Below are 16,486 nucleotides of genomic sequence, written 5' to 3'. Positions count from 1 at the left end.
TGATTAACCTTCAATTTCGATATTCTTCACCCAGTTTACCGAGTTTGCGTCGCCTTCAAAAGTGACGGCATCAAATCGAAATTCGGTATGGGTCGCGGAAAGCCCTTTCTGACTAAGCCATAAATAGGCTGCTTTTAACAGCTTTTGTCTTTTCGAGGCGGAGATGGTGACTGCTGCGCCGCCAAAGTGGGTTTGTTTGCGAAACTTCACCTCAACGAAGACGATACAGCTTTTATCTTGCATGACCAGATCGAGTTCGCCCGCTTTAAAGCGGGCGTTCTTATCGATAGGTGTGAGACCTTGCCGCTCTAAATAGCGGCAAGCCTGCTGTTCGTAGTAATCGCCGGTTTGTTTCTTATTTAACAGAAACAATCCCCTGATCCCCGAATTTTGCCCATGAAACGGCACGGTTAACGGTGCAGTAATCACCAAGGGATAGCTCACCGGAAAGGCCTTCGAAACGATAGCTTGGCAGCGCCTGCATTTGTGGCAGCGCTTCGATAAGCGCGTAAGCATCCATCCCCAATGCATAAAGGCGGGTCATGCCATTATCAAGCTCAGGCCACAACTGGTTGAAGCGAGCCGCTGCAGGGTTACTGGCATCGACCAGCAATGGTACATCGCTGAACTCAATACCACGAAGTTCACCAATTTCGCCGACGCCGTTAACACGGTTGTTGGAGCGCGAGCTGGCATAGAGTTTTGGTGGCGTGACATCCGGGTTGATAGCCACTTCAATAAATGGTTTTAGCAGTGTCAGCTCACCCGCATTGGCAACGAGATAAACGGCGTCAACGTCGCGGCGGCTGCGTTGCTCCGCTTCCATGTCCAGGCCCAGTAACTGCTTCATTTGCTGAATGCGCGCCTGACTTTCGGTCAGGCCGAAAACACGCTGCACGGTCTTTTGCATTTCAGCGCGGTTTTTGAAGTACTCTACTTCAGCCTTTTCACCTGTCTCTTTTTCCCACTGCTTGTCAAACGCTTCACTCACGCGACGGCCAAAGCCACTGTCTGGGGCAATAACCAGCGGATAACGGTGATTGTTTTGTGCGATATGGATAGCTGCCTGTTCGGCTTCTTGCTCAGGTGACAGAGTGAAGAAACAGGTATTGGCCTCGCCGCCTTCGTCATCGGGAATGTTAAGCGCCAGAGTTGGAATACTGTTCTGGCTAAGGGAGAGAAACTCATCCACTTTGTCTTTTTGCAAGGGACCAATCACGAATTCGATATTGTCAGCACGCATAGTGTTGACGATATCAGCCATCGGCATGGCATTGGTGTCATAAAACTTCACCGCGGGCGCATCAGCGCCGGAGTTATCATCCAACAGTGCCTGAACCAACCCATTGCGAATTGCTTCACCCTGGGCTGCAAATTTGTCACTCAGAGGCAGCAGTACAGCGATACGTTCAGGGCGCAGGATTTCCATAGACTGCAGCGCGTTTAGATCTTGCGGCAGATAACGGTTGGCCGGGTGCGCAGGGTTCGCTGCTAACCATTCGGAGAGGGCTTCCTGTTGCTGGGCAGGGTGTCCGGAATAACGGCGCAGCAAATTTAACAGCTCTACCCAGCCGGTCAGTGTGGTATTACCGCTTGCTGACAGCGTGTTGAGTCCGGAAGCCGGCATCGCAACCAACATCGACCAGATGTGGTTCCAGGCTTGCTGTTTCTCATAAGTGTCCGTCAGGTACGGCACGCCCTCGGAATAGGAAAGTACCGCAGCAGGCATATTCCCCAACGCTTCATACAGCTCACCTTTAAGCTGGTGGTAACGCTGGTACTGCTTGGCTGGTAATCCCCAGGATGGCTGGAAGTTCAAGCCTTCAACGGCTGAGGACAGGTCGCCTTTTTGTTGTAAAAGCGTCGCACGGTTCAACTGCCATTCGGAAAGTTGTAGCGGGGTGAGTGGCATCTTCGCCAGGCGGTTGATAATCACGTCAGCCTGAGAGTATTGCTTTTCCGCAATCAACGCTTTGAGCGCAAGCAAATACCAATCGGCTTTCTCTTCACCCTGACTGGTTTCCGCTTTCAGCAAGTAAAAGGTAGATGACTCCAGCGCCGGGGCGGTGATGTCATATTGAGGACCTTGCTCGACAGGCGGAGTGGTCTGACACGCCGAAAGCGCCAAAGCCAGCGCGATTGGCGAGAGAAGTCGTGATACACTTTTGCACTTATGGGTTATTTTACGCATGAACATCTTCTGTCCGTAACTTGTTGCCCTCTATATTAATCGCCGAAGGGTTGTGAAACAAATGACTGATGAAACTTCAACCATGGTTGACGTCTCAACTTTATATATCGTGCCGACACCGATCGGAAACCTGGGTGATATCACTCAACGTGCACTGGAAATTTTGCAGCAGGTCGACATCATCGCTGCCGAGGATACCCGCCACACGGGTAGACTGCTGTCCCATTTTGGTATCACTACCCGAACTTTCGCCCTGCATGACCACAATGAGCAACAAAAAGCAGACATGTTGATCGAAAAACTGGCCAGTGGTCAGTCTATCGCTCTGGTTTCTGATGCTGGCACGCCTTTGATATCAGACCCAGGTTACCATTTGGTGACCCGTTGTCGTCAGGCGGGTGTCAAAGTTGTTCCTTTACCGGGGCCTTGTGCGGTGATCACAGCGTTGAGTGCATCGGGTCTGCCATCGGATCGCTTCAGTTTTGAGGGTTTCCTGCCGCCGAAAAGTAAAGGCCGCCGCGACAAGTTCACTGAGATTGCTGCTGATCCACGCACCCTGATTTTCTACGAATCGCCACATCGCATTATGGATACGCTGGATGACATGCTGTCCGTCTTGGGCGAAGCTCGTCAGGTCGTGCTGGCAAGGGAATTGACCAAAACCTACGAAACCATTCATGGTGCGCCACTGGGTGAGCTGATCGAATGGCTGAAAGAGGACAGCAACCGTATCCGTGGTGAAATGGTGTTACTGATTGCCGGTCACCGCGCAGAGAAAGAAGATCTGCCGCTCGAAGCGACCAAAGCCGTTTCCCTGTTAGCAAAAGAACTGCCACTGAAAAAAGCCGCTGCCATTGCTGCAGAACTGTACAGTGTGAAGAAAAATGCGCTGTATAAGTGGGGATTAGAGAATATCTCTGAATAATGGCGCGCTTTAGCGCTGGATCCCGGGCGGTGAACCCTATATAATCCGCCGCCTGAGTTGGCCGGGTAGCCGCTGCTTCGTTGATGTCCCTTGGGAGACTGACGGAGGGGAGGAAAGTCCGGGCTCCACAGGGCAGGGTGCCAGGTAACGCCTGGGGGGCGCAAGCCTACGACCAGTGCAACAGAGAGCAAACCGCCGATGGCTCTTCGGAGATCAGGTAAGGGTGAAAGGGTGCGGTAAGAGCGCACCGCGCGACTGGCAACAGTTCGTGGCACGGTAAACTCCACCCGGAGCAAGACCAAATAGGTTCCCTATGGCGCGGCCCGCGTTGGGAACGGGTAGGTTGCTTGAGCCTGTGAGCGATTGCAGGCCTAGAAGAATGGCTACCGCCGTTTTTACGGTACAGAACCCGGCTTATAGGCCGACTCACCCATTATTCGGAAGGCGAGCATTGAGCTCGCCTTCTTTGTTTTTGGGGTCACCAAAATACGGGAATGCCGTACGGTGAAAAAAACAGCACACAAACGGCGTTGGCAAGCTGTTGAAATAGAATGCACTTCGCGAATCCGTGATCCAGGTCGTCCCTCAAGCTTGCTTGACTTTCTTTTTGCCTGATACTTACACTCATTAGTGGGAAAATGTGGAAGAAAGTGGGTTATTCTGGTGAAAAAGGGATACGAGTGACATGTTGAGGGGCGTCAGCGCCATTTCACTCGACACCAAGGGTCGGGTGGCATTGCCAAAACGATATCGGGAAGAACTCGATACGTTGTGCGATGGCGTGTTTGTCTGCACCATCGATCATCAGTTACCATGCCTGCTGCTTTACCCCTTGCCTGAATGGGAACGTATCGAAGCCAAACTTTCCCGCCTATCCAGCCTCAACCCCGCAGAGCGCCGCTTGCAGCGATTGCTGCTCGGACATGCTTTTGAGTGCGAGATGGATGGACAGGGGCGTCTGCTGATTGCGCCAACGCTGCGCGATTATGCCGGACTGCATGGCAAGGCCATGTTGGTGGGACAGCTCAATAAATTTGAGTTGTGGAACAGTGACAGATGGCAGCAGCAGATAGACCAGGATATTCAACTTCAAGCCGAATCAGCGGAAGCGTTGAGTGAAAGGCTCAGTAACTTTTCGCTTTAGGTAATCAAGATTATGTCAGAGCAGTTTTCACATATTTCCGTCCTTCTCCATGAATCCATCGAAGGCCTGGCGCTTAAGGCAGATGGCATCTATGTCGATGGTACCTTTGGCCGCGGTGGCCACAGCCGAGAAATTTTACGTCGTCTGGGCGAAAACGGTCGCCTCTACAGTATTGACCGTGACCCACAGGCGATTGAAGAAGCGGGCAAGATTGACGATCCGCGCTTCAACATCATTCACGGCCCGTTTTCCGGCATCCAACAATATATCGAAGAACGTGGCCTAAGCGGCAAGATTGACGGCGTATTGCTGGATCTTGGCGTATCTTCCCCACAGCTGGACGATCCTGAGCGCGGTTTCAGCTTTATGCGTGATGGCCCGCTTGATATGCGTATGGATCCGACGTCGGGTATTCCTGCGTCCCAGTGGCTGGCAGAAGCGGATGCTGACGATATATCATGGGTATTGAGAGAGTTTGGTGAAGAGCGTTTTGCCAAGCGTATCGCCCGTGCCATTGTCGCGCACCGTGAAGACGAGACCAAAGAGCCACTGACCCGCACACTGCAGCTGGCGAACCTGATCGCGCAGGCGTCACCGTCACGTGACAAGAAAAAGCACCCGGCTACCCGCACCTTCCAGGCCATCCGTATCTATATCAACAGCGAGCTGGAAGAGATTGAAACCGCGATGCAAGGTGCGCTAAGCGTGCTGGCGCCCGGTGGCCGCCTTTCAATTATCAGCTTCCATTCGCTGGAAGATCGTCTGGTTAAGCGCTTTATCCGCAAACAAAGCAAAGGTCCAGACGTACCGCATGGTGTACCACTGACAGAAGATCAAATCCGTGCGTTGGGACAGGCAAAAATGAAGCCGGTCGGCAAAGCGCTCAAACCGAGTGATTTGGAAGTGTCAGACAATACGCGCTCGCGCAGCTCTGTCCTGCGTGTGGCAGAAAAGCTGGGTGACTGATGGCTGACAATCCAGGACTGACCAAACAAATATTGCGGGATCTGACCACTATCGGTCGGGTGCCGCTGGTGTTGTTGGTCTTGGTTCTGGCTTCTGCTTTTGGCGTGGTGTATATCACCCAGCAAAGCCGCACCACCATTGCTCATCACGACCAGTTGTTGATCGAACGTGAGCAATTGGAAGTGGAATGGCGCAACCAGCTTTTAGAAGAGCATGCTCTGTCTGAGCACAGCCGTGTTGAGGAAATGGCGCGTCAGGAGCAGGACATGATCCGTCCAGACAGCCGACGTGAAATCATAGTGAGCCAGTAGTGTTGAAAGGGAAAACCAAACCGGGCAACCATCGCGCGAAAAAACCGGCGCCGAACCTGATCAGGTGGCGCTTCGTGACGGTCTGCGTCTGCATTTCCCTCGCTATGGTGGCGCTGATCGCCCGCGCAGCCTATATCCAAGTGATCGAGCCAGATCGCCTTTTACAAGAAGGGGATATGCGTTCGGTACGTGTGAAAGCATTGCCGTCTGCACGCGGGATGATCACTGATCGCAATGGCGAATCCCTGGCGGTCAGTGTGCCAGTGGAAGCGGTGTATGTGGATCCGGTGACTGTCTTTAAAAACGGTGGTCTGGAAGAAAAGGATCGCTGGTATGCCCTGGCTGATGTGTTGGGGATTGACCGCAAACAGATGCTCGCGCGCATTGAGCGTAACAAAACCAAACGCTTTATCTACCTTCAGCGCCAGGTTGGCCCAGCGGTGGCTGATTACGTCAGCCGCTTACGCCTGCCCGGTATTGGCATGAAAGATGAGTCGCGCCGTTTTTATCCCGCCGGTGAGGTTAGTGCACATCTGGTAGGTGTAACCGGTATCGACGGCCGTGGCCTTGAAGGTATCGAACGTGGCTATGACGGTTGGCTGAGTGGCGAACCAGGTCGCCGTACCGTTCGCAAAGACCGCTACGGACGCGTCGTAGAAGTCATTTCCAAAGAAGCCCGTGAAGAAGGTAAGCCGTTGCAGCTGAGTATCGATCAGCGACTGCAGGCCATTGCCTATCGTGCCATCAAGCAGGCGGTTGCTGATTACCGCGCAACATCTGGCTCATTGGTCATGGTCGATGTCCGCACTGGTGAAGTACTGGCCATGGTCAACGCACCGTCTTACAACCCCAACAACCGCGGCGACCTGAAAAGCTTTAAGATGCGTAACCGCGCCATCACGGATGTGTTCGAGCCAGGTTCAACCATCAAACCCCTGGTAGTGCTGGCAGCGCTGGAAAACGGTGTGGCAGACGAGCACACCATCATTGATACCGGCAACGGTATCATGAGTATCGGCGGTGCACGTGTGCGTGATGTTTCCAAAGCCGGCAAAGCCGACCTGCGTAAAATTCTGCAAAAATCCTCCAACATCGGTGTGAGTAAGCTGTCGCTCTCCATGCCGGTAGAAGCCCTGCTTGGCCTTTACAGCAGTTTTGGCATTGGTGATGCCACCGGTGTAAACCTGGTGGGTGAATCTTTTGGTTTGTTCCCAAGCCGCCGCCGCTGGTCTGATTTTGAACGCGCGACCCTGTCATTCGGCTATGGCCTGTCAATCACACCTTCACAGCTTGCCCGTGCCTATGCCGTGCTCGGCGCAGAAGGGGTGAACCGTCCGCTTTCTATCCTGAAAACTGAAACCGTGGTGCCGGGTAAACAGGTGGCGTCGCGTGAAAATACCCGCAAGGTGCTCAATATGCTGGAGTCGGTGACCCAGGAAGGCGGCAGTGCAAGACGTGCTGCGGTTGACGGTTACCGCGTGGGTGCGAAAACAGGTACAGCGAAAGTGGCGGTAGCCGGTGGCTACGGCGATGAATATATCGGTTATACGGCGGGGATCGCACCTCTTAGCGATCCACGCATAGCCATGGTGGTGGTGATCAATGAACCCCAGGGCGACAAATATTACGGTGGTCAGGTTGCGGCCCCCGTGTTTTCAGACGTGATGAAGAGTGCGTTGCAGATATTGAATATTGCACCGGACGCTCAGCAACCCCTGTTACAGATTGCGAAAACGGACAATCAGAGCTGATGCCGAACACAAGTTTTAGAGAACTATTGGCGCCGTGGTATGACGCCATTCCCGACGCCCGCATTACCGGTTTGACCCTGGATAACCGTCAGGTAAAACCCGGTGATGTGTTTATTGCAGTCCAGGGCCATGCCCTGGACGCGCGCCGTTTTATTCCTGCTGCTATCGAAGCGGGTGCTGCTGCTGTGATTTCTGACGATGGCGATATCCTTTCCAACGGCAATGGCCCGTTCGATGTGGCCATGCAGGGCGGCGTACCAGTGGTGGCGTTCCCGCACCTCAAATCCAACCTGTCACAGATAGCCGATCGCTTTTATCAATCCCCAAGCCAGAACATGACGGTGATTGGTGTCACCGGTACCAACGGTAAAACCACGGTCAGCCAGTTGGTGGCACAGTGGATTGATTTGGTTGGCGGAAAAGCGGCAGTGATGGGCACCACAGGCAACGGATTTTTGTCTGCGTTAGAGCCTGCGCCGAACACCACAGGCAGTGCGCTGGATATCCAGCAACAGCTTGCAGCCTTCAATCAAAATGGTGCAACCCATGTGGCAATGGAGGTTTCCTCCCACGGCTTGGTGCAGGACAGGGTGAAAGCGGTCGCTTTTGACGCGGCAATTTTTACCAACCTCAGTCGCGATCACCTTGATTACCACGGCACCATGGAAGCGTATGCAGAGGCCAAACTGCGTCTCTTTACGCACTATGGCTCACCGGTGTCCGTGATCAATGCTGATGATCCTGTAGGCGCTGAGTGGCTGGCAAATATGCCGGAAGCGGTGGCGGTGTCTATGGTGGCGGACGCGGTAGAAAACCATCAGGGCCGCAAGCTGTGGCTGACCTCTGTCGATTACGCAACCAGCGGCGTGACCATCCGCTTTGACTCTTCTTGGGGCGACGGTGTGTTTACTGCACCGCTGGTGGGTGAGTTTAATGTGATGAACCTGTTGGTCAGTCTCACCACCTTGCTTGGACTGGGTTACGACAAAGCTCAGCTTTTGGCGTTTGCGCCGAAACTTCAAGCAGTTATCGGACGCATGGAAGTTTTTCACCGCCCTGACAAACCTATGTTAGTCGTTGACTATGCTCACACCCCTGATGCGCTGGAAAAAGCACTTCAGGCGCTGCGCCGCCATTGTGACGGCCAGCTTTGGTGCATTTTCGGCTGTGGCGGTGACCGCGATACCGGAAAACGCCCAATGATGGCGGCGATTGCTGAATCACTGGCAGACAAAGCCATTCTGACCGACGACAACCCGCGCTCGGAATCACCCCAGGCGATTGTCGCAGACATGCTGAAAGGCATGCAGCGTGCTGATGAAGCGATTGTGCTGCATGACCGTGCACAAGCGTGTCGTTATGCGTTTGATAATGCGTCAGAAAATGACGTGATTTTGATCGCAGGTAAAGGTCACGAAGATTATCAGGTACTGGCTTCAGGTACAGTGCACTATTCCGATCGAGACACTGTACGTCACTTGCTGGAGGCAGACGCATGATCCCGGTTTCCCTAACAACGCTGCAATCGGTTTTGCAGGCAGACTTGCTGGGTGAAGACACTGTTATTGATGCAGTATCTACCGATACACGCACACTGGGCCAAGGTGCCTTGTTTGTCGCACTGGTCGGTGAGCGGTTTGATGCGCATGATTTTGCAATGACAGCAAAGGAGAACGGTGCCAGTGCGCTGTTGGTTTCCAAGTCTGTCGACGTCGATCTGCCGCAACTGGTGGTAAAAGATACCCGCATTGCCCTGGGTGAACTCGGTGCCTGGGTGAAAACCCAATGCAAGGTCAAAACCATTGCGTTAACCGGCAGCTGTGGCAAGACCACAGTCAAAGAAATGCTGGCGGCGATTTTGTCCCGTAAAGGGCAGACCCTTTATACGGCAGGCAACTTTAACAATGACATCGGTGCGCCTTTGACGCTGCTGCGTCTGACACCTGCCGATGAGTTTGCGGTGATTGAGCTGGGTGCCAACCACATCGGCGAAATCGCTTACACCACAGCGCTGGTCAAACCGGATATTGCACTGGTGACCAATCTGGCTGCGGCGCACCTGGAAGGTTTTGGCTCGCTGGATGGCGTTGCCAAGGCGAAAGGCGAAATCTTCCAAGGACTTGCTGATGGTGCACTGGCTATCGTCAATAGCGAGAGCAATGGCGGCGCGTTTTGGGATGACGTACTGGAAAGTAAGCATGTACTTACTATGACAGTGAAAGATGCCGATGCCGATTACCGTGCGCAGCATATCCGTCAGGGCGAAAACGGCTGCTACGTCTTTGAGCTGGTAACACCTCAGGGTGTCTATCCGGTAACACTGAGCCTGCCGGGCGAGCACAATGTGGCAAATGCGGTATTGGCAGCCATGGCGGCGCTGAATGTGGAAGGCATTACACCGGAAGATGTCGTGGCAGGTCTTGCTGCCGTTGCTCCGGTAAAAGGCCGCGGCGCAATCAGCTTTCCGCGTCCGGGGCTTCGTCTGATTGACGACAGCTACAACGCGAGCCTCGCGGCGATGAAAGCGGCCGTCGATCTGCTCGACGGTTTTGATAACGAAAAAATCATTATTCTTGCCGACATGGCAGAAATGGGCGAGCACAGTGCGGCTGTCCATCAGGAGGTGGCTGAGCATCTGGCGAAGGCTTCCATCCAAACCGTGTTGACATTCGGCCCTGCCAGTGAGGCGATCAGTGCCCATTGCGGTGGCCGACATTTTGATAACAAAGACGCATTGATTGCGCATGCAGTAGAGCTGATGAATACGAAACCTGACGTGTCTGTGTTGGTGAAAGGTGCCAACGGAATGAGAATGTTTGAAGTGGTAGCAGCAATTGAGGAGGCCGCAACATGCTAGATTGGCTGTCTGATGTGCTGACCCAGTACATTCCGTTCTTCCGACTGTTTGACTACCTTACTTTCCGCTCGATCCTGAGTGTGCTCACCGCATTGATGTTGTCGCTGTGGATCGGTCCGCGCATGATTGCCCGTCTGCAGATGCTGCAAATCGGTCAGGTGGTGCGTAACGAAGGCCCTGAATCCCACTTCAGCAAGCGTGGTACCCCAACCATGGGCGGTATCATGATCCTGGCGTCCATTACGATCACTGTGCTGCTTTGGGCTGATCTGTCCAACCCGTACGTATGGGCTGTGATGTTCGTGACCCTGGGTTACGGCGCGATTGGTTTTGTTGATGATTATCGTAAGGTGGTGCGCAAGAACACCGATGGCCTGATTGCCCGTTGGAAATATTTCTGGCAGTCAGCGATTGCGCTGGTAGTGGCGTTTGCCCTGTATGCTCACGGCAAAGACACGGCAGCAACCCAGCTTGTCGTGCCATTTTTCAAAGACGTGATGCCTCAGCTTGGCCTGTTCTACATCGTCTTCACCTATTTCGTGATTGTGGGCACCAGTAACGCGGTCAACCTGACCGACGGTCTGGACGGCCTTGCTATCATGCCGACGGTCATGGTCGCCAGTGGTTTCGCCTTTATTGCCTGGGCGACCGGTAACGTGAACTTCGCTGAATATCTCAACATTCCTTATATCAAACACGCTGATGAACTGGTGGTGGTGTGTGCGGCCATTGTTGGCGCAGGCCTGGGCTTTCTCTGGTTTAACACCTATCCGGCTCAGGTGTTTATGGGCGATGTGGGCTCGCTGGCTCTGGGCGGCGCGCTGGGCACCATCGCAGTGCTGGTTCGTCAGGAATTCCTTTTGGTGATCATGGGCGGTGTGTTCGTGATGGAAACCCTGTCAGTGATCCTGCAGGTAGGCTCTTACAAGCTGCGCGGCCAACGTATTTTCCGCATGGCACCTATCCACCATCACTATGAATTAAAAGGCTGGCCGGAGCCGCGCGTCATCGTGCGTTTCTGGATCATCACCCTGATGCTGGTGTTGATTGGCCTGGCTACGCTGAAGGTGCGCTAATGAAGACAGAAGCCGCGAAATACATTGTGGTGATAGGGCTCGGGATGACCGGGCTCTCTGTCGTTCGTCATCTGGTGAAAAAAGACGATGGCGCGTTGGTGAAAGTGATTGATACCCGTGCCAACCCGCCGGGTGCAGATCAATTGCCAGAAGGCGTTGAGCTGCATGCTGGTGGCTGGAACATGGAATGGCTGCTGGCGGCTGATTTAATCGTCGCAAGTCCGGGCATTGCCTTGGCGACTCCTGAACTTCAACAGGCAGCCGAAGCGGGCATTGAAATTGTGGGCGACATAGAGTTGTTTGCCCGTGATGTGACCGCGCCTGTGATTGGTATTACCGGCTCGAACGGTAAGAGTACGGTTACCAGCCTTGTCGGTGAAATGGTCAAAGCATCAGGTTTGAACGTCGGCGTGGGTGGCAACATCGGTTTTGCTGCGCTGGATATGCTGGCAAACAATCACGACCTGTATGTCCTTGAGCTTTCGAGCTTCCAGTTGGAAACTACCTCCTCGCTGGATACCGTTGCGGCCGTATTCCTTAACCTGTCGGAAGATCATATGGATCGCTACGACGGTATGGATGATTACCGCGACGCCAAACTGCGTCTCTTTGACCAGACCCAACTGGCAGTGTGGAACCAGGATGATCCAGAAACCAAACCGTCTTCTGGCACTGCCGTGAGCTTTGGTTTTGCCGCCGGTGATTACACACTGACCCTGAAAGAGGGGGCAGAGTGGCTGACGGCGAAAGGCGATCAAGTGATGCCGGTTTCTGATATTGCTCTGGTAGGGCGTCACAATGTGGCGAACTGTTTGGCTGCCATGGCGCTGGCTGATGCAGCGGGCATTGACCGAGCAGCACAGTGCAGTGCAATGCGCGAATACCGTGGCCTGCCGCACCGTTGCCAGCAAGTGCTGGAACATGAAGGTGTGTTGTGGGTGAATGACTCCAAGGCCACCAACCCGGCCAGTTCGTTGGCAGCACTGGATGGCCTGCAACTGGCAGGCAGGCTTCACCTACTGGTGGGTGGCGATGGCAAGGGGGCGGACTTTTCTGCCTTGAAACCTGTGCTGGATAAACTGAAAGTCACCCTTTATTGCTTCGGCCGCGACCGCAATGCTTTCACCTCGCTGGTGGATGCACCGGTTGTCACCGAAACCATGCAAGAAGCAATGGATATTGCCGCTAAAAATGTCGCAAGTGGCGACATGGTGTTGCTGTCACCAGCCTGCGCGAGTCTGGATCAGTTCACCAACTTTATGGTGCGCGGTGACACCTTTGCGGCTTATGCAAAAACGCTGGCTGATCAAAGTGCTGGGGAGCAGGTGACGCCATGATGAGTGCGAAGTGGGAAGACAACCGTTTGCTGCGCTGGATATCACATCCGGCGCCAACGGCTCTGTACGACCGCCAACTTGTCTGGCTTTCGTTCGGCCTGATGATGGTCGGCTTGATCATGGTTTCTTCCGCTTCTATTCCTGTTTCTACGCGTCTGGTGGATGAGCCATTTCACTTTGCTATGCGTCAGGGCTTTTATTTGATTGGTGCGTTGATCCTTGCCGGATTTGCCCTGCAGATCCCGCTCGCCCGCTGGCAACAGCTCAGCATTCCGATGCTCCTAATTTCGTTCGCCTTACTTGTCGCAGTGTTGTTGGTGGGGCGCTCGGTAAATGGTGCGGTGCGCTGGCTGCCATTGGGGGTCATTAACCTTCAACCTGCGGAAGTCGCCAAACTCTCATTGTTTCTGTTCATTGCCGGGTATCTGGTTCGTCGCCATGGTGAAGTGAGGGAAAGCTTCCTGGGCTTTCTGAAACCTCTGGCTGTGCTGGTCATTATTGCCGGCTTGCTGCTGCTTCAGCCTGATCTCGGCTCCGTGGTCGTCATGTTTGTTACCACGGTAGGCATGCTGTTTATTGCCGGTGCCAAGCTTTGGCAGTTTGGTGCTTTGCTGTTTACTGGCCTTGGTCTGGTTGGCTTATTGATTCTGGCTGAGCCATACCGTATCGCCCGTGTGACTTCATTCCTCGACCCTTGGCAGGATCCATTTGGCAGCGGTTATCAGTTAACGCAATCACTGATGGCCTTTGGCCGCGGTAGCTGGTGGGGACAAGGGCTGGGTAATTCTATCCAAAAACTAGAATACCTGCCGGAAGCACATACTGACTTTGTTATTGCAGTGCTGGCCGAAGAGCTGGGATTGATTGGCGTAACGGCAGTACTGTTGATGGTATTTGCGCTGGTTTTCCGCGCTCTGTTTATCGGTAAGCGCTGTCTGGAAGCCGACCAGCTGTTTGGTGGTTTCCTTGCCTTCGGGATTGGTATCTGGTTTGCCTTTCAGGCACTGGTCAACGTGGGTGCGGCGGCGGGTATTGTTCCCACCAAAGGCCTGACCTTGCCACTGGTCAGTTACGGTGGCTCAAGTTTATTTATTATGTCGACTGCGGTCGCCCTGCTGCTGCGCATTGATCATGAATACCGTATGAAAACAGCGCAGGCGCACCAACGAATTGTGTCTCATGAAAAACGAAAAAGAACAAAAGAATAAACGCCTGTTGGTGATGGCCGGTGGTACCGGCGGTCACGTTTTCCCGGGGCTTGCGGTAGCCAAAGAGCTGCAACAGGAAGGCTGGGAGATCCGCTGGTTAGGAACGGCGGATCGGATGGAAGCAGATCTGGTGCCAAAACATGGCATTGAGATCGACTTTATCGAGGTAAAAGGGCTGCGTGGCGCGGGGTTTGCGCGTAAACTTCTCGCCCCCTGGATGGTGCTGAACGCGGTATTTCGGGCGCGTCGTCACATCAAGCGCTGGCAACCGAATGCAGTATTGGGCATGGGTGGCTATGTCAGCGGGCCAGGTGGTCTGGCAGCGTGGTTGAGCGGCATCCCCGTGGTGCTGCACGAGCAGAACGCCGTGGCTGGCTTGACGAATCAATGGTTGGCGAAGATTGCCAAACGGGTACTGCAGGCATTCCCGGGTGCATTTGCCAACAAGCAGGTGGTGGGAAACCCGGTACGCAAAGACGTATGTGCATTGGCAGAGCATGCAACCTATGCCGATGGCGAGCCGCTGAACGTGCTGGTGATGGGCGGAAGCCAAGGGGCACGTATTCTTAACCATACGGTGCCGGAAGCCATTGCCCTTTGTGACCGTGCTGTTGTGGTAAGACACCAGGCAGGTAAGGGCAGTCAACCTGACACTGCCGAGCGTTATCAAAAGGCCGGTGTGGCTAATGCTGAAGTCACAGAATTTATCGATGATGTTGCCGCGGCCTATAGCTGGGCTGACATCATCATTTGCCGCTCTGGTGCGTTGACCGTTTCAGAAGTGTCAGCCGCAGGCGTTCCAGCGATCTTCGTGCCATTCATGCATAAAGATCGCCAGCAGGCGCTGAATGCAGAGCATCTGGTCGACAGTGGCGCAGCCATTATGATCGAGCAGCCAGAGCTGACGGCACAGACATTGGCTGATGCCATAAACAAACAGAATTCAACGTCTTTGATGGCCATGTCTAAGGCGGCAAAAGCGGCAGCGATTACCGATGCAGCAGAACGTGTGGCGAATGCCATCAAAGAAGTAGCGAAGTAGAGAACGAAGTGATGGGTAAGTTTGACAGTCATCAGTTAGAAAAAATCCGAACCATGGTGCCTGAAATGCGCCGTGTTAAACGCATTCACTTTGTCGGTATCGGCGGTGCCGGTATGTGCGGTATTGCGGAAGTGCTGATCAACGAAGGTTATGAAATCAGCGGCTCGGACTTGTCCGAGAACCCGGTGACTGAGCGCCTTGAAAGCAAAGGTGCGAAAGTGTTTTTCGGCCACGCTGAAAGTAACGTGGAAGGCGCGAGTGTGGTGGTGGTCTCTACGGCAATCAAACAGGACAATCCTGAGCTGGTCGCGGCGAAAAAAGCCCGCATCCCAGTGGTTCGCCGCGCTGAAATGCTGGCGGAGCTGATGCGCTACCGTCACGGTATCGCAGTTGCCGGTACCCATGGCAAAACCACCACAACCGCGTTGACGACGCTGATCTATCAGGAAGCGGGACTGGATCCAACATTCGTGAATGGTGGTCTGGTGAAAAGCGCCGGAACCAATGCGCGTCTGGGCTGCAGCCGCTACCTTATCGCGGAAGCTGACGAAAGCGATGCCTCCTTCCTGCACCTGCAGCCAATGGTGGCGATTGTTACCAATATCGAAGCTGACCACATGGACACCTATGGCGGTAACTTCGACAACCTGAAGCAGACGTTTGTCGATTTCCTGCACCAGTTGCCTTTTTATGGTCAGGCAGTGATGTGTATTGATGATCCGGTTGTCCGCGAATTGATCCCGCGCATTGGCCGTCAAGTCATCACCTACGGTTTTTCAGAAGATGCGGATGTACGCCTGCAAGATTACCGTCAGGAAGGCCAGAAAGGCATTTTCACCATTTTGCGCAACGGCATGCCGGTTTTGAACATTGAGCTGAATATTCCAGGCCGTCACAACGCTTTGAATGCGGCTGCAGCCGTGGCCGCGGCAACGGAAGATGGCGTTGAAGATGACGCGATTTTGCGTGCACTGGCAAGCTTTGAAGGTACGGGCCGTCGCTTTGACCAACTGGGTCTGTTCCCGGTTGAAGAGGGTCATGCCCTGCTGGTGGATGATTACGGTCATCACCCAAGTGAAGTGGACGTGACCATTCAGGCTGCACGTGCAGGTTGGCCGGATAACCGTCTGGTGATGATTTTCCAGCCGCACCGCTACAGTCGTACCCGTGATTTGTATGACGATTTTGCCAACGTGTTGGAGCAGGTGGACGTGCTGTTGATGCTGGATGTCTACTCCGCCGGTGAAGCGCCAATTGCCGGTGCGGATGGCCGAAGCCTTTGCCGTACCATTCGTGGCCGCGGAAAAATCGATCCGATCTTCGTGCCGGATATTAAAGCATTGCCAGCTGCGCTGGCTGCCGTGATCCAGCCGGGTGACCTGGTGCTGACCCAGGGCGCGGGGGATATCGGAAAAGTGGCTAGAAAACTGGCCGAGTTGAAACTGGATAAAGCGGCACTGAAAGCGGAGAAATAAGCGCAGATACAAGTAAATCCAAGGGTCAGAGGTGGGCGATGTCTAACTTTTGACCGTATTTTGGTGGTTTTGCATGTATTTGATCTCAGCTTCATCACTTCAGTGCCAAGAAGGGTTGGTGACCTGTCAAACTGGCCGTTATAATCGGTCGGCTTTGCATATTGCAAGGCTGCAGGTTGCCTGAAGATTTAAAGAGGCAATGG

The 16,486-nt window shown here is 53.9% G+C and carries 14 protein-coding genes and 1 other RNA gene; 13 read left to right on the top strand and 2 right to left on the bottom strand.

The window, feature by feature from the left end; all coding sequences use genetic code 11:
• Positions 1-3: 3 nt before the first annotated feature.
• Positions 4-372, bottom strand: a complete 369-nt coding sequence (locus KU854_RS08565; RefSeq protein ID WP_218358033.1) for a YraN family protein — start codon at positions 370-372, stop codon at positions 4-6.
• Positions 356-2,197, bottom strand: a complete 1,842-nt coding sequence (locus tag KU854_RS08560; RefSeq protein ID WP_218358031.1) for a penicillin-binding protein activator — start codon at positions 2,195-2,197, stop codon at positions 356-358. Before KU854_RS08560 ends, KU854_RS08565 begins: the two co-directional genes overlap by 17 nt.
• A gap of 55 nt (positions 2,198-2,252) precedes the next feature.
• Here KU854_RS08560 and rsmI point away from each other — a divergent pair, with 55 nt between their 5' ends.
• The 13 genes from rsmI to murC all read left to right on the top strand — a co-directional run bounded on the left by rsmI (position 2,253) and on the right by murC (position 16,283).
• Entirely contained in the window at positions 2,253-3,116 is an 864-nt protein-coding gene (gene rsmI / locus KU854_RS08555; protein ID WP_218358030.1) for a 16S rRNA (cytidine(1402)-2'-O)-methyltransferase, read from the top strand.
• A gap of 53 nt (positions 3,117-3,169) precedes the next feature.
• Positions 3,170-3,549, top strand: an RNA gene (rnpB, locus tag KU854_RS08550) — RNase P RNA component class A.
• 252 nt (positions 3,550-3,801) lie between these two features.
• Positions 3,802-4,260, top strand: coding sequence for a division/cell wall cluster transcriptional repressor MraZ (gene mraZ / locus KU854_RS08545; protein ID WP_054779406.1), 459 nt, complete (start codon positions 3,802-3,804; stop codon positions 4,258-4,260).
• A gap of 12 nt (positions 4,261-4,272) precedes the next feature.
• Positions 4,273-5,226, top strand: a complete 954-nt coding sequence (gene rsmH / locus KU854_RS08540; protein ID WP_218358029.1) for a 16S rRNA (cytosine(1402)-N(4))-methyltransferase RsmH — start codon at positions 4,273-4,275, stop codon at positions 5,224-5,226.
• Positions 5,226-5,537, top strand: a complete 312-nt coding sequence (ftsL, locus tag KU854_RS08535) for a cell division protein FtsL (protein ID WP_054779408.1) — start codon at positions 5,226-5,228, stop codon at positions 5,535-5,537. Before rsmH ends, ftsL begins: the two co-directional genes overlap by 1 nt.
• Entirely contained in the window at positions 5,537-7,288 is a 1,752-nt protein-coding gene (gene ftsI, locus KU854_RS08530) for a peptidoglycan glycosyltransferase FtsI (RefSeq protein ID WP_218358028.1), read from the top strand. The genes ftsL and ftsI overlap by 1 nt, the downstream gene beginning before the upstream one ends.
• A complete protein-coding gene (gene murE / locus KU854_RS08525; protein WP_218358027.1) occupies positions 7,288-8,787 on the top strand; it encodes a UDP-N-acetylmuramoyl-L-alanyl-D-glutamate--2,6-diaminopimelate ligase in 1,500 nt (499 codons plus the stop codon). The genes ftsI and murE overlap by 1 nt, the downstream gene beginning before the upstream one ends.
• The gene (gene murF, locus KU854_RS08520; protein ID WP_218358025.1) at positions 8,784-10,145 is read left to right on the top strand and encodes a UDP-N-acetylmuramoyl-tripeptide--D-alanyl-D-alanine ligase; all 1,362 of its coding nucleotides are present in this window, start codon (positions 8,784-8,786) and stop codon (positions 10,143-10,145) included. Before murE ends, murF begins: the two co-directional genes overlap by 4 nt.
• On the top strand, positions 10,139-11,221 hold the full coding sequence (gene mraY, locus KU854_RS08515; protein WP_218358024.1) for a phospho-N-acetylmuramoyl-pentapeptide-transferase: 1,083 nt from the start codon (positions 10,139-10,141) through the stop codon (positions 11,219-11,221). Before murF ends, mraY begins: the two co-directional genes overlap by 7 nt.
• Positions 11,221-12,558, top strand: coding sequence for a UDP-N-acetylmuramoyl-L-alanine--D-glutamate ligase (gene murD, locus KU854_RS08510; protein WP_218358023.1), 1,338 nt, complete (start codon positions 11,221-11,223; stop codon positions 12,556-12,558). Before mraY ends, murD begins: the two co-directional genes overlap by 1 nt.
• Positions 12,555-13,766 (top strand): cell division protein FtsW, encoded by a 1,212-nt coding sequence (gene ftsW / locus KU854_RS08505; RefSeq protein WP_218358021.1) that lies wholly within the window; start codon positions 12,555-12,557, stop codon positions 13,764-13,766. The genes murD and ftsW overlap by 4 nt, the downstream gene beginning before the upstream one ends.
• Complete coding sequence (gene murG, locus KU854_RS08500; RefSeq protein ID WP_218358020.1) at positions 13,738-14,808, top strand: undecaprenyldiphospho-muramoylpentapeptide beta-N-acetylglucosaminyltransferase; 1,071 nt, start codon at positions 13,738-13,740, stop codon at positions 14,806-14,808. The genes ftsW and murG overlap by 29 nt, the downstream gene beginning before the upstream one ends.
• Before the next feature lie 11 nt (positions 14,809-14,819).
• Positions 14,820-16,283 (top strand): UDP-N-acetylmuramate--L-alanine ligase, encoded by a 1,464-nt coding sequence (gene murC, locus KU854_RS08495; RefSeq protein WP_218358019.1) that lies wholly within the window; start codon positions 14,820-14,822, stop codon positions 16,281-16,283.
• The last annotated feature ends 203 nt before the right edge of the window (positions 16,284-16,486 follow it).

The sequence above is a fragment of the Enterovibrio paralichthyis genome (genome assembly GCF_019209835.1).
Taxonomy (GTDB): domain Bacteria; phylum Pseudomonadota; class Gammaproteobacteria; order Enterobacterales; family Vibrionaceae; genus Enterovibrio; species Enterovibrio paralichthyis.
The sequence above is the reverse complement of the archived record's forward strand: the minus strand, read 5'-3'. Positions and strand labels throughout refer to the sequence as shown.

Coding starts and splice junctions, on each gene's coding strand:
- KU854_RS08560 (WP_218358031.1), bottom strand. CDS start 2,197: ATGTTCATGCGTAAAATAACCCATAAGTGCAAAAGTGTATCACGACTT.
- rsmI (WP_218358030.1), top strand. CDS start 2,253: ATGACTGATGAAACTTCAACCATGGTTGACGTCTCAACTTTATATATC.
- mraZ (WP_054779406.1), top strand. CDS start 3,802: ATGTTGAGGGGCGTCAGCGCCATTTCACTCGACACCAAGGGTCGGGTG.
- rsmH (WP_218358029.1), top strand. CDS start 4,273: ATGTCAGAGCAGTTTTCACATATTTCCGTCCTTCTCCATGAATCCATC.
- ftsL (WP_054779408.1), top strand. CDS start 5,226: ATGGCTGACAATCCAGGACTGACCAAACAAATATTGCGGGATCTGACC.
- murE (WP_218358027.1), top strand. CDS start 7,288: ATGCCGAACACAAGTTTTAGAGAACTATTGGCGCCGTGGTATGACGCC.
- murF (WP_218358025.1), top strand. CDS start 8,784: ATGATCCCGGTTTCCCTAACAACGCTGCAATCGGTTTTGCAGGCAGAC.
- mraY (WP_218358024.1), top strand. CDS start 10,139: ATGCTAGATTGGCTGTCTGATGTGCTGACCCAGTACATTCCGTTCTTC.
- murD (WP_218358023.1), top strand. CDS start 11,221: ATGAAGACAGAAGCCGCGAAATACATTGTGGTGATAGGGCTCGGGATG.
- ftsW (WP_218358021.1), top strand. CDS start 12,555: ATGATGAGTGCGAAGTGGGAAGACAACCGTTTGCTGCGCTGGATATCA.
- murG (WP_218358020.1), top strand. CDS start 13,738: ATGAAAAACGAAAAAGAACAAAAGAATAAACGCCTGTTGGTGATGGCC.
- murC (WP_218358019.1), top strand. CDS start 14,820: ATGGGTAAGTTTGACAGTCATCAGTTAGAAAAAATCCGAACCATGGTG.